At 45.2% G+C, this 12,162-nt stretch carries 13 protein-coding genes and 1 pseudogene; 6 read left to right on the top strand and 8 right to left on the bottom strand.

Annotated elements, in window-relative coordinates:
- Together GZ78_RS00980 and GZ78_RS00975 are read left to right on the top strand one after the other, a co-directional pair.
- Positions 1-536: ISAs1 family transposase (locus tag GZ78_RS00980; protein ID WP_152558596.1), on the top strand; the 536-nt coding region annotated here is incomplete at its 5' end.
- 667 nt (positions 537-1,203) lie between these two features.
- On the top strand, positions 1,204-1,803 hold the full coding sequence (locus GZ78_RS00975) for a hypothetical protein (RefSeq protein ID WP_034832040.1): 600 nt from the start codon (positions 1,204-1,206) through the stop codon (positions 1,801-1,803).
- Here GZ78_RS00975 and GZ78_RS28675 read toward each other — a convergent pair.
- Positions 1,789-2,686: pseudogene (locus GZ78_RS28675) on the bottom strand (IS1595 family transposase). The gene GZ78_RS00975 and the pseudogene GZ78_RS28675 overlap by 15 nt on opposite strands.
- 198 nt (positions 2,687-2,884) lie before the next feature.
- Here GZ78_RS28675 and GZ78_RS00960 point away from each other — a divergent pair.
- Positions 2,885-3,625, top strand: a complete 741-nt coding sequence (locus tag GZ78_RS00960; protein WP_161787275.1) for a hypothetical protein — start codon at positions 2,885-2,887, stop codon at positions 3,623-3,625.
- Between the two features lie 13 nt (positions 3,626-3,638).
- Here GZ78_RS00960 and GZ78_RS29255 read toward each other — a convergent pair whose 3' ends face one another.
- Positions 3,639-3,812: a GNAT family N-acetyltransferase gene (locus GZ78_RS29255; protein ID WP_161787274.1), complete on the bottom strand. Its 174-nt coding sequence runs from the start codon at positions 3,810-3,812 to the stop codon at positions 3,639-3,641.
- 78 nt (positions 3,813-3,890) lie between these two features.
- On the opposite strand from GZ78_RS29255, the gene GZ78_RS00950 reads away from it, so the two are divergent.
- Positions 3,891-4,097, top strand: a complete 207-nt coding sequence (locus tag GZ78_RS00950; RefSeq protein ID WP_152558482.1) for a hypothetical protein — start codon at positions 3,891-3,893, stop codon at positions 4,095-4,097.
- Between the two features lie 83 nt (positions 4,098-4,180).
- Here GZ78_RS00950 and GZ78_RS30135 read toward each other — a convergent pair whose 3' ends face one another.
- The 6 genes from GZ78_RS30135 to GZ78_RS00920 all read right to left on the bottom strand — a co-directional run bounded on the left by GZ78_RS30135 (position 4,181) and on the right by GZ78_RS00920 (position 10,961).
- On the bottom strand, positions 4,181-4,555 hold the full coding sequence (locus tag GZ78_RS30135) for a hypothetical protein (RefSeq protein WP_034832030.1): 375 nt from the start codon (positions 4,553-4,555) through the stop codon (positions 4,181-4,183).
- Positions 4,556-5,042: 487 nt separating this feature from the next.
- Entirely contained in the window at positions 5,043-5,363 is a 321-nt protein-coding gene (locus tag GZ78_RS00940; protein WP_051785698.1) for a hypothetical protein, read from the bottom strand.
- Positions 5,344-5,571: a hypothetical protein gene (locus tag GZ78_RS00935; protein WP_236631454.1), complete on the bottom strand. Its 228-nt coding sequence runs from the start codon at positions 5,569-5,571 to the stop codon at positions 5,344-5,346. Before GZ78_RS00935 ends, GZ78_RS00940 begins: the two co-directional genes overlap by 20 nt.
- Before the next feature lie 289 nt (positions 5,572-5,860).
- Positions 5,861-7,930 carry a hypothetical protein gene (locus tag GZ78_RS00930; RefSeq protein WP_034832028.1) on the bottom strand — a complete coding sequence of 690 codons (2,070 nt, stop codon included), beginning with the start codon at positions 7,928-7,930 and terminating at the stop codon, positions 5,861-5,863.
- A 721-nt stretch (positions 7,931-8,651) separates the two neighbouring features.
- Complete coding sequence (locus GZ78_RS00925; protein ID WP_034832027.1) at positions 8,652-9,413, bottom strand: cysteine hydrolase family protein; 762 nt, start codon at positions 9,411-9,413, stop codon at positions 8,652-8,654.
- Positions 9,414-10,265: 852 nt separating this feature from the next.
- Positions 10,266-10,961, bottom strand: a complete 696-nt coding sequence (locus tag GZ78_RS00920; RefSeq protein WP_201772626.1) for a Fic family protein — start codon at positions 10,959-10,961, stop codon at positions 10,266-10,268.
- A 248-nt stretch (positions 10,962-11,209) separates the two neighbouring features.
- On the opposite strand from GZ78_RS00920, the gene GZ78_RS27050 reads away from it, so the two are divergent.
- Positions 11,210-11,809, top strand: coding sequence for a hypothetical protein (locus tag GZ78_RS27050; protein ID WP_051785697.1), 600 nt, complete (start codon positions 11,210-11,212; stop codon positions 11,807-11,809).
- An 8-nt stretch (positions 11,810-11,817) separates the two neighbouring features.
- Positions 11,818-12,003, top strand: a complete 186-nt coding sequence (locus GZ78_RS27045; protein ID WP_152558480.1) for a hypothetical protein — start codon at positions 11,818-11,820, stop codon at positions 12,001-12,003.
- Positions 12,004-12,162: the final 159 nt, after the last annotated feature.

Below are 12,162 nucleotides of genomic sequence, written 5' to 3'. Positions count from 1 at the left end.
TGGATAAACTGGCCATTGAAGGTTGTACGGTGACTGCTGATGCCATGAGCTGCCAAAAGCGTATTGCCAGCAAAATTCTCAAGGTCAAAGCAGATTATCTTTTAGCTGTGAAAAACAACCAGCGCAAACTTTATGGTGAACTGGATCGCTACTTTTCTACTTATTGGGAGAGTAATCCGACCGATAGCCCAGATCAGTCTCAATATAGTGAGCAGCGCGACAGTAAACATGGTCGCAAGGAACACCGCCGTTGCTGGGTTCTTACTGACCTGTCATCTTGTCCTCAAGCAACTCAATGGCAGGCTAAGACGATTGCAGCCGTTCAGTTGGATTGTACAAAAGGGAACAAGGGGCGAAGCTTCATTCGCTACTTCATCAGTAGTAAGGTCATGACCGCAGAAGAAGTCCTGCTGGCGACACGACTTCACTGGCAAGTGGAGAATAATTTGCATTGGGTGTTGGATGTTGCATTTTCAGAAGATCAGTCGCGAGTCAGAAGGGGTAATGCTGCTGAAAACCTGGCTATAGCAAGGTAAGTAGCTCTCAACCTTCTAAAACAGGATACCTCAATCAAGCTTGGTATAAAGAACAAACGCAAAACGTGTGGCTGGAGTGAGGAATACCTCTGTCACATCCTCGGATTGATCAAATAACGTTCATGCGTTTACCCTGGCTCTTGTCCCAATCGTCGGTGTTGGCTCATTCAATTAGCCTTATCACAAACTTTAAAATCGCTATGATAAAGTTAAATTGAATGCTTTAAATTAGTTTTTTTCTCAGAATATGTACCTATAGACAGAATTTCTGATTTTTTAATTGAAAAGAATGGTTTTTAAAACGAAAAATAAAGCGATTTGATTTAATGGAGATGATGGAAAGCACTGTGATTGACTTGAATTCTGCGACTGTGTTTAAAGTTTTTAAATGGGGTGTAAAAGAAAATTTTCAGAAAAATAAAACGGCTGCTTTGTCAGTATCCTACGTTTTCAATAGGGTTAATAAATGCATTTATTAAATGCTAGCTCATGATTAGCAGGTGTTGTTAATTGTTTGGAAAATAAGGTCATGGAATAGAATGGTTAATGGCTGACCCATTTAAAGTAAAAATTTTATTTCCACAATAATGAAAAACAACCACCCGGTAATCTGATTTGCCCTGCTATGCTTCCCTGAAAATTCTTATACTCAGGATCGAGCTCATTTATGAGGTCAAGAAGTGTACTGCTAGCGATCATTCCATGGCTTATTCCTGTTACCAGTGAATGCTTTGAACTGTCTCTGCCCGAAATTAGAATCGCTGTTTTAATGCCCCTGCTGGAAAAAGGCGGACTTGAACGTTCACTTAAAACTGAACAATTAAATGGGTCTCAACAGTTTTTTCGGGATCCCGTAATGCTCATGCCCATTGGAGCTCAATCCCAGGAGCAGCTGGATAGTCTCCAGAAACGATGCCCGAAGCTGGTGGCATTTATCAGAAACCATCAGTGGGTGGCCAATAGACAGGAGGGCATAGAGCGACTGATTGGATTGTTGCTTGTAAATCACTCAATGGCCAGCCTGCTGGAAAGAATGATCGTCAAAAATGAACTGGAGGACGACGCACAGGCCAATCTGCTGGTGATGCTGGGCGCTAATCCTCAAGTGCTCGACATGCTGGAGAGCTTTCCCGAGTTGCAGGTCTATCAATGGTTACTGCAACTGCCAGCTCATCCCGGCTGGATAGCTGAACTGACGCCTTTGTACGACAAACCCTTTGATTTTCAGCGCTTACTCAACCGTTATCATAGGCTATGTTGCGCTTAAAGGTTGAAAGCGGAGAAACTCCATAATTTTATTACCCAATCGATCAGGTGTTAGAGTTTGAATCCCGGTTAAAGCTCTACGCCAGCCCAGGTAATGTGGTAAGTATTTTGTCGCAACCCCATGAAAAATCCCTTCTATCCAGCCCTTAAGATGGCCATGATATGCATTGACATGTTGTAAGTGAAAGATTCCATCTAAAACCCTTTTGCCAGATGATGTCACCAGCTCCTTGAAGGTGAATCCCAGCTTCCTCGCAAGCTTCTCGTGAGCGAGGCTTGCATCAGCACAAACAACAGTTTCAATATTGATTCGACCATTCAAATGGCGACAAAGTTCGTCTGCACTCTCGTTATCAAGAATACCATCTACAGTGTGACAGTTGCGATCTCTGGCTACCATGACTGGGACTTTCCTGCATTCAGATTTCTTATCGGAGCCTCTTTTGCGAGCAGGTCTAGGCAGACCTTTCCTCTGCCCCTTAAACGACTCACGAAAGAATGTTTCGTCGATTTCCGCTATACCACCAAGCTCTGGTGCCTGATCATGCTCAATGGCTNGTGAGAGAATGAGTCATTCCTTCAAGATAACTGGACCATTTTTCGGGGTGCCTGAGTCGAGCCAATGGTGTTTTGGAAAAAGAGTTCAAAGTTTTATGGCAATCCTTGCAACGAAAACGCTGGCGCTGGTTGCGAATACCCCACCGCTGTAGATCTTCAGAACCGCAGTGTGGGCATATTGGTGCCTTTATAAAGCCCTCTTCGATGGAGACAGCAATATCGGAAGGGGAATGTCGATCCGATAGTGCATTAAGCAGAATATTTTTCTGTTGATTTGTCAGTAACGAAATTGCATTAAGAACTTCTTGAAACTGCTGAGACTGCATAACCTAGCCTCCGGTTGAAGAACCTCGTGACAGTTTAGTCCTGTCAACCCTTTAGCGAAACATAGCCGTTATCATACCTATGCAAAGCCTAACGATATTTCGTTGATTCAGTTTTTGTGGCTTTACTTTCAAGGGTTTGATTTTGAGCAGATCTGTAGCATGGTTGCGGTGTTCCCGGGAATGGATGTCAGGAGTCTGATGCAGACCTTGTATAGCACAGGCCTGCCTTCCCAGGCATTAACCCTGTTCTCAGAGACTCAGCTGGCTCAACTCCTCCCGCTGGCTTCACAACACCCACAGATAGCGCAGCTGTTGAGCTGGATTATCAGCCAGGAAGGACAAGGGCTGGATACTTTCACACAAATGCTGGAGGTGAGCCCCAACTTTCTGGCGATACTGGCGGCCATTATGAGATCTGAATCTATTGGTCGGAACCTGCATCAAAACTGGAAGTACATTCAGGGGGCTAATAATGGAACGACGCCTGTCTTTCAAATCATCATGGGTCTGATTAACCAGCAGGGGAATCGCTGGCATAGCGTAGGTCTACCCACCTGTGGCAGTCGAATGTTCCAGTGTTTGAGTTATCATTTTCCCGAAATTTTATCAGAAAGCCTGGTGTCTCATACTTTGGCGGGTGTCTTACTGGTAAACACTTCCCAAGTGGCCATGACTATTCTTCACCTGCTACTGAATCATCCTGATTTATACTCAATTGTCTTTGGTCTGGAAGCTGTTGATCATCAGGGTGTCACGGTCATGCTCACTACCTTGAGTACGGAGTACAATGTTCTGGGTATAGAAGGCAAACCTGAACAAGCGAACAGCCTGCTCAAAAACTTCCTGCTGGCGTTAATGACCCCGGACAAATTGAAGAAACTGATCGCTTTGGCTCGAGAGAATGACTATGAAGGCTTTCAGGATGAACTGAAGGACTGACCTGCAAGAAGGTTTAAAAATTCTGCTTTGACCAGTCCGCTTTTTTCAATCGGTAAAGGCAGTGCTCAGCCCGTTCATGATCTGGATCCAGATCAGGATGTTTGAACGTCTTCGGGTCCTGTTGCATACCAAAACGTTCCATAACGGCTCTGGAGCGGGTGTTGGTCAAGGTAGTGAAGGATAGCATTTCCTCCAGTTCCAATGCTGCATGAGGCCCATCTGGGAGGCTGTCTATTCTCGGTCAGCCTCCTGGCCAAAGGAGCAGATGCCGTCAAAGAATCAGAATCTGCAACAGGCCGATCAAACGGGCATGCATCTGGTATTGGGAATGCATCCTGTCCATATCAGTCAGCAAACGCTGGTAGCGGTATTGATGAAGACACTTCCTTTTCTTGCTCAGAACACCGAAGGGAATACTCAGTACACCCTGTACTTTTTCAGGTGCCCCGGTTCCGACAGTAGCGCACGATAGAAGGGGGGCTGGTATTCAGGCCAACAGATATATGGCCGGCAGAACTGGTTTTTTCAATCATTGGAGAAAAAATATACCGTGAATCACTTCTCGGGTGGCTTGGCCTCTATCATGGCTGATTCTACAGAGCCTGCCGTCCATAAGTCTCCGCTATTGTCTCGTAAACCATGGGCGTTAAGGTGTTGTGAGACAGAGTCTGGATCAGTATCCAGCTCATAGTATTTGGCCAGTAATGCCTCCAGAGCACCAGGCCTGTTCCAGAGCGCTCGAATCACCAGTTCTATGTTTTCTGTCGAGTGAACGTGATTGTTAATATTGATTTTGTCGTATATGTCTTTTAAAGAGCGAGGAAAAAAATCTTTGTAAGGGAAGTTCTGTTTCAAGTATTTAGCCAGAGAGCGTGTATTCCATGTTTTGGCAAAAGGGTTGGGCACTTTCATGGAATTAAAGCGATTCATCAGAGCAATGGATGGACCTTCTTGCTGAATTTGCTGGAAGATATTCTGCTTGATCTGATCACTATGTCCCCGAGTGCCCCAGTGGCTTATCAGTCTTGTTTTTCTTGGTGGCTTTTGGATTTTGACCCTGCTTAGCCTTTCGTTTTCGACCGCCTCGGTGAGGAGGGAGTGAGGATGATGGGTCAGAGATCGAATCCATTGGGCTAGGAGGCTGACCGAGAATAGCGTCCGAGCATAAAATTCAGTAGAACGAGTCAGCTTTTTCACTGAATTTGTGCGAATAGTTGACCTATTTAAGCAAATTCAGTGGAAAAGATGGCCGTTCTTTCTGGATTTTAGGCCGGACTGTCTATTCTCGGACAGCCTCCTAAAGTCCTTCAGCACGGTTTATTGTTTCAGTTTAGCTACTATGGCTGGGGTGACTAGCTCTGTGCAGGGCTGTCTATCACTTAAAGAGCCGTCATCTGCAATTTAAGCTTTGAAAATATCACAAGCTCAGGTTTTGCATAGAGAGGCGAGAAAGTCCAAGGTGCCTCTTTTCCAGATTGGTTCTGCCAGTTTGGAGTGAGATAGTCGTTGCAATAGAAATACCGCCCATTTCCAGACCTGCCAGTTGATCAAAATCTGAGGGAGGCAGAGCCACCATTTGAGCCGCCGCTTCTGGCAAAATTTCAGGATTAGCCTCAAACAGGTATTTTTCAAAATATTCATGGGCCATCTGACCGGTTCGAAGGATAAGTTCGCCCTTGATATTGGAGGTTTGGTAGATCGCTTTTCCAAGTTCAGCTTTAGGTCGTAACTGTTTCAATGAATGACTGAACCAGTTTGGCAATAAAAGGTATATTTCTATGTTTATCCTTCCAGGAGAGTCCATAACCAATAAGCAGGTCGTCGTTGTCCATTTCATAAGCAAAGTGCTGATCTACGGGTATCGAAACTCGGCCGGGTTTTACAAGCAATGTAGCGATGGAAACAGATTCAGATTCAGATTCATGCTCCTGTGATATAAATTCCACAATCCTCTTCATTGTGCCACCCGATTCAATCGCATCATCAAAAATTATTGTGGGTGTCCTATTTGAAATTGCTGGTCTCGACGCATTTTAAATCCTTGACGGAGCTAGCATCGTGATTCAGTTCAATCGTTACCCTCATGTTTTAGTCTTTGAAATAGCTGTTTCGACAACTGCTATTTTACTGTAATCAAACAGGGACAGGCACTTTCCGCCTATTCCGGATTTTTAACCGGACAGCAGTGTGTTTTTCTCTGGTTTTCTCCCACAGCAAATTCAAACCGTTCCTGAATCAGTTTTTTATCAGCCCCAATTCAAAATTATCCGAGTGGGAACCTTTATCGGTACTCATCATCAGATCGACGGCATAGGCAGTTGCTCCCGAAAAAATGTAGCAGGCAACTTTTAATGCGCGGTGATTTCGTCCCGTTGCATGGTAACCTGCACAAGAAGCTACCGTGGCTGCCGTCCAAAGTGCAATTCCAGTGGCTGCCAGTACCGGTGTAGTGATAATGACAGGCGTTAAATCCTGTTCTCTGAGGCCTGATATCTCTGGGGTAGCTAAAGGAATAACTGAGGGAGAGACTGAGGGAGAGACTAATTCTTGCCATGCAGAGCGGGTCATCGCCAGATAAGTTTGTGTTGAAATCTTTACAATGCCCGGCGACGTTGTACGGGTAGTCACTGTCTGCAAAAAAGCTGTTGAGCGGCTACTACTGCTACTACTACTGCTACTGGATGTTATTTGCGGGTTTATTTTTGAAGAAGTAGTACTGACCATGGCTGAGCTCGAACTTGAAGAATAAGGTGCTGCCTGAGAGGTTTCTGTCGGCTCTGTAGGCGGAACCGGTGGAGTACACAGCGGTGCCGTTACTAATGCCGGATCATACTCAGGCAGTGGCGGGAAATAAGCGGCTTTGTTATCGGCACTGCCACTGTAGTAGGCGCGCTTGGAATAAGCGGTATCGAGAAAAACAACATTCTCCAGAGAGGTATCAGGCTTTTCACCGCTGCCCGACAAGTCGATATCTCCTACTTCTAACAGCCCGTGGCGAAGCGTTTGAACATCCGCTATCCGACAATTTGACTGATAAGTCTCTCCAGAGAAAACAAAATTGCACAGCTCGGCATCTTGTAAAGGAAGCTGGAGGTGACACCTATTGCCGGAGACTGTTTGTCCGTTACTGTTATGAAAGATATGTTTACTCTCAATGGCAACATGCAATGCACTGTGTTTTTCGCCAAGAGAAAAGCTAATCTCATGATCAGGCAGTGTATTCCAGGTGACATTGGTTTCCAGCAACACTGACTGGCGGGGTAAATAGATGGAATGTTTTTCATCGGTCAGCCACTGAAGATTCTCAAGATAAAGATTTTTGCCCGGGACGATAGGCTCACCAGAGAAACGAATGACCGGGTCAGGCCTGTGCGGGCTTAACATACCGATAATGGCATGAGAAACCCCATCGGAAATGCTCTTGTGAGCATCATGATTCAGTTCATAGTACAGCGGAAGCGTTTCAGTATTGGGCACTGTACCACTGCCAGAATCACTTTCAGAACCATTTACATAGCCGCTAGAGACTGCCGGAGTATCATCATGATCCGGAACCCCCAGAATAATCAGCGTGTTTTTATTTTCGGCCAGTATGGCGGAAAAATCCTGGTTCTCGTATGCCACGACAATCTGCTGAAATGTTTCAGATGTCCTTGCGGGTTGAAACTCAAATGGAATGGGCTGCCCGGGGTTTTCCCGTGCAGTTTCTATCGCCTGAAAAAGTGCGGGTCGATGATCACCGCCTGTGCATAACTGGGCATCCGCCATGGCAAATTGTTCGTTCTCTCCCGACTCCAGCAAGTGAAATAGCGGAAAGTAAGAAAAGCATACATATTCATAAATATTCTGTGTTGTATGGGTGAAACGACTGCCTTCGAAAACTTCAATAGAGTTAGGGAATGATTTAGGGTTCCTGTGACTAGAGAATCCGGTATCGCTATCATGCTCCGCTAATAACCTGCTGGAGATAATATAGGAATTCAGTATGCGACCTTGAGGCATATAGCTGCTACGTCGTACAGAGACAAAAGCCATATTTAAGCTATGTCTGGGAACCCAGTAGTGCATTAGCATAAAATACCCGAGCCATCGGTTTTTGGAGCCTTCTGTCACCTGGCAATAATCATGGCACTGGTCAGTTTTTTTCAAAACATACTTGTAAAAATAGGCGGGAGCATAGACAAAATTGGCACCAATAAGTGCATCTGTCTGGTTGATGTTGCACCCATTAGCACCATAGCCGTACTGAAAACTGATGCACACTAAAAAAACGACAATCGCCTTCAGTTTAATCGGATAATTCATATTTTCCTGATGACTAAGGAATAGTCCCAAAATAACTTCCTTATTCAAATCTGCTCAAAATCCGTTCGGGCTGAGCTTGTCGAAGCCCAATGCTATAACCCTTCGACAAGCTCAGGGCGAACGGAGTCCGTGTGAAAATCGGGAAGTTATTTTGGGGCAAATCCTAATTTATTTGTACAAATAAAAAGCGGGCTTTAAGTACCCATGCTTCAGATGCTTTTTTACGAAAAATTATGCCATGAGGAAAGCCTGCAATAGTAAAGGTATCTAACGCTACTGCTCACTGATAGTTTCCCTCATGGAATCCATAGTAAAGACTGCACTGGGCACTACGTCCAGTGTCAAACAGCCTCAAAAAACCTTCATCTGATAACGAGATAATCATAAGAGACCACCGATAGCGCCGTCAGAGGCAACTCTGCCGGTGATTAAGCAGAAGTCAGCAGAAGGCATAGTAGTCAAATGCCCGGCGTAATGGCCGGGACACGGCGAAGGCCTGAACATTAAGAATAAAGGAGGAGCCTTATCAGACTTGAATACACGAATGCCGCCNGTGACTCAGCGTGATGATACGAAGCCAGCCTTTGGCGACAATCTTTTCGACCACGTTTTCACTGCGGGACGGATGGATCAAGCTTCACCATTCTTAATGAAACGCCCTGTGCGGACCCGCATGCAGGGTGTTGTGGGGGCTGGAGGTTAGAAACCTCCGGCTACCCGATTAGGCATACGTTTTGTTTTCAGCTATGGATTTAAATTTGTATATGAGTGGATGATCAAGATTTTGATAATCTTTCTCAGGATAGCCATCGTCAAATATTAAGTCTTTTTGTGTATAAATTGGGTAACCATACTGGACGGCACCAAACTCTTCACCATGCCAGCAATAATACATCGACTCTTCTCCAAAACCCATGGCGGATGCTTTTACACAACAACCAGCAATTTCACCAGCGAAGATAAGAGCATCAGGAGAAATTGATCGCAGACATTCATGTGTTTCAGGCGATGAAAAAATCGATAGTGTTTCTTTAATTATAGTTGTAGTATCTTCTGGTAAATGCTTCTTTATTTCATCAGGAGTTTTTCTTCCAGTAGCTACAATTTGAACATAATCAAAATTGATAATTTCAATGTTATTTTTTTTGCAAAACTCAATTAATGGTATGACTTTGCTTTTATCTGTAAAATGGACATCAATCAAACATAAAACAAACTTTACTCCATTTGACAATGCTCTTTCTATCTCTGAGTAAAACTCATTTTGAGTGGTTGGCTTGTAAGCATTACAGACTGGGATGATGGATTTCTCTCCACCTGGTGCTAATTTTCTGTCGAAATGAATTTCACCCATCTCATGTCTTAGCGGTATTTCTACTTTTCCCGAAGGCCTACCTTTTAAGCTATTTTCATTAGGTTTTTTTTCAACAACTTTAGTTTGATAAAGGTGTCCTGTTTGTTTCTGCGATACGTTTCCATACATAGCAATATTCCTATCATTTTACCTATAACAAGAATGCTATTACTAATCGTATTCGATTTGACTAACATCTATGTAAGTATGCCTAAGGCTTGGTTCAGGTGCGCCACCGCAGACGGCGTCACCTGGAACCACTTATGTACGCCCGGCATGGGCATGAACGTATGGGGTGAAAGTCCCCTGTAGGAAGATCACCGTTGAAAACCCTGTTGTGATTAAACGCTAACTACTAGCGAACGGCAAGGGCCAGCCCGTGAGGTCTGGTCTGGAGGAAGCCGCTAGCAAAGCTGCGAGCTGATGAACAAGAACATCCTATGAGGCGTAGGCTGGAGGCGAGTTGGCACAAGACAACGAAGCCACGTGATCTGACGGCCACCGTAAAGGATGCAGTTGCGCAGTGACAGTTCATGTCCTTATCCGGGGAGATCTGCTTAACACGCGATCGGTTACTTTCCAGTTCTCAGCCACTGGTCTCAACAGGCTCGGCGAACAGAATGCNGGATGACCACCGATAGCGCCGTCAGAGGCAACTCTGCCGGTGATTAAGCAGAAGTCAGCAGAAGGCATAGTAGTCAAATGCCCGGCGTAATGGCCGGGACACGACGAAGGCCTGAACATTAAGAATAAAGGAGGAGCCTTGTCAGACTTGAATACACGAATGCCGCCCGGTAATGACGTGACTCAGCGTGATGATACGAAGCCAGCCTTTGGCGACAATCTTTTCGACCACGTTTTCACTGGGGGACGAATGGATCAAGCTTCACCATTCTTAATGAAACGCCCTGTGCGGACCCGCATGCAGGGTGTTGTGGGGGCTGGAGGTTAGAAACCTCCGGCTACCCGATTAGCCGCGTATTACTGGAAATTTTCTATGATTTTTGGGTTAATACACTCGCGAAGGAATTTATTCATTGGAGCCATGTCACCAGTGCTGTAGAATTCAAGCATGAACTGATTAAACTCTTTCTGCCTTTTGGCTGGAACATTAATAATTGGGTAACCAGCTTCAAGAAGAATGCCATTCATCATGAACCTGCCCATACGTTTATTCACATCCCAAAAAAGTTGTGCTCTTGCCATTCTAAGAAATGCAGTAATTGCACGATCATAGATGTCACTACACGAACTCACTTCTTTCACAATTTCAGCCCACTCCTGCACAAGCTCTTTGGGAGAAGGTGGTTCATAATCAGAACCGCTGATAGTGACGTTTCCAGTTCGGAACGCTCCCCACTCCAAAGCTTCTTCTTTCCCAGCAATTTTATGTATTCCTAAAGCAACTTCCTTTGAAAAAGAAAAGCCTTGTTTAGATACAAGCTCAAAGAGATGTTTCCAAGCATCAGCCTGATTCAGGGCCATGTTTTGATCGCTGATTTTGTGACCACCAACGGTTATCCCGTCCAGAAGTGTTTGCACCTCTGGCAAGGTCATCGCTACACCTTCCAGGTTCACTGCATCATAAACGAGGGAAGGAACATCACGAACGGCAAGCTGTTTGGCCATCGCAGGGTTGGGGCTCATTCCCCAAACTGTGTCTTTTGCCGTTGTCATTTGCATATCTCAAGAAATATATGGAAATTCTTAACATTATATCCGCATGAACTTTTTTCGTCATGCTGTACTTGGTGAGTGGGTAGCGGCTAACGCCAAATTCAGGGGCTGACGCCGCAGGCGGCCAGCAATTCCCGCTAAATTGATTCAAGTCAATAGCACCAAGGCTTTAAGGCTGACTTACAAATCTGGAAATTGTAAACTTTCAGGCAAAGTATTCCAGATTTTATGAGTGTTGTTGTTTTACTGTGCCACCATCCAAACGAAAGACCGTTGCCGAAAAACTGATCACCATCGTCTCTAAAGAAGCTTCAAAAATCCCGGATTTTCGAAAAAGGGCTAGCCAAGATACGATCCCGCTTCATGATGCCATCATGAGTGGTCTTGCCGTGATGCATTTGAAGTATCCATCGTTGCTTCAGTTTGGCCGCGATTGTGTGAAAAAGCCCGATAAGCTACGCAACCTGAAATCGTTATACAGAGTTGGACAAGTCCCTTGTGACACCTACCTTCGGGAGATGCTTGACCCCATTGAAACTCGCTATTTCCGCAAGTTCTTTACCCGGCTGTTTGCTTTTGTGCAACGCTCCGGGCGCCTCAGGCAGTTCGAATATTTTGACGAAGGCTATCTCGCGCCAATTGATGGAACTGGACATTTCAGCTCAGGTAAAATTGACTGCCCGGAATGCTGCGTAAAAAAGCCGGGCAGCAAGAATCCCCAGTACTATCACCAGCTGCTGGCTTGCTGCCTGGTCAAGCCGGGTAAAAAGGAAGCGCTTCCCCTGATGCCGGAACCCATAATCCAACAGGTCGATGCTTCAAAGAATGATTGCGAAAAACGGCACTGAAACGACTTTTGTCCAATATATCCAGAGAGCATCCACACCTTAAACTGGTGCTGAACTTCGATGACCTATACTCCGACGGCCCCACCATCAAACTGGTGAAATCCTACGGATACAGCTTCATTATGGTGGCAAAGGACACCTCACACGCATCGCTTTATGAATCAGTTGATGAACTGATAAGACTGGCAAGGTGAAGCGCTGTTGCTTCACCGATGAAAAGGGCAGCCAGCACTGGTTTCGATTCGTGAATGATGTCCCCATCAACAAGTCTCACAAAGAGACATTGGTCAATTATCTCGAATACGTTGAAACAGATCTGAAAGGCAAAAAATACGTCAACACATGGATCACCG

It is taken from the genome of Endozoicomonas numazuensis (assembly GCF_000722635.1).
Classification (GTDB): Bacteria; Pseudomonadota; Gammaproteobacteria; order Pseudomonadales; family Endozoicomonadaceae; genus Endozoicomonas_A; species Endozoicomonas_A numazuensis.
This window is presented reverse-complemented; position numbering and strand designations above follow the sequence as displayed.

Bases quoted from the DNA above. Each gene is read 5' to 3' on its own strand.
- GZ78_RS00920 (WP_201772626.1), bottom strand. From the start codon at position 10,961: ATGACAACGGCAAAAGACACAGTTTGGGGAATGAGCCCCAACCCTGCG.
- GZ78_RS00975 (WP_034832040.1), top strand. From the start codon at position 1,204: ATGAGGTCAAGAAGTGTACTGCTAGCGATCATTCCATGGCTTATTCCT.
- GZ78_RS29255 (WP_161787274.1), bottom strand. From the start codon at position 3,812: ATGCTATCCTTCACTACCTTGACCAACACCCGCTCCAGAGCCGTTATG.
- GZ78_RS00950 (WP_152558482.1), top strand. From the start codon at position 3,891: ATGCCGTCAAAGAATCAGAATCTGCAACAGGCCGATCAAACGGGCATG.
- GZ78_RS00930 (WP_034832028.1), bottom strand. From the start codon at position 7,930: ATGAATTATCCGATTAAACTGAAGGCGATTGTCGTTTTTTTAGTGTGC.
- GZ78_RS00960 (WP_161787275.1), top strand. From the start codon at position 2,885: ATGCAGACCTTGTATAGCACAGGCCTGCCTTCCCAGGCATTAACCCTG.
- GZ78_RS00925 (WP_034832027.1), bottom strand. From the start codon at position 9,413: ATGTATGGAAACGTATCGCAGAAACAAACAGGACACCTTTATCAAACT.
- GZ78_RS30135 (WP_034832030.1), bottom strand. From the start codon at position 4,555: ATGAATCGCTTTAATTCCATGAAAGTGCCCAACCCTTTTGCCAAAACA.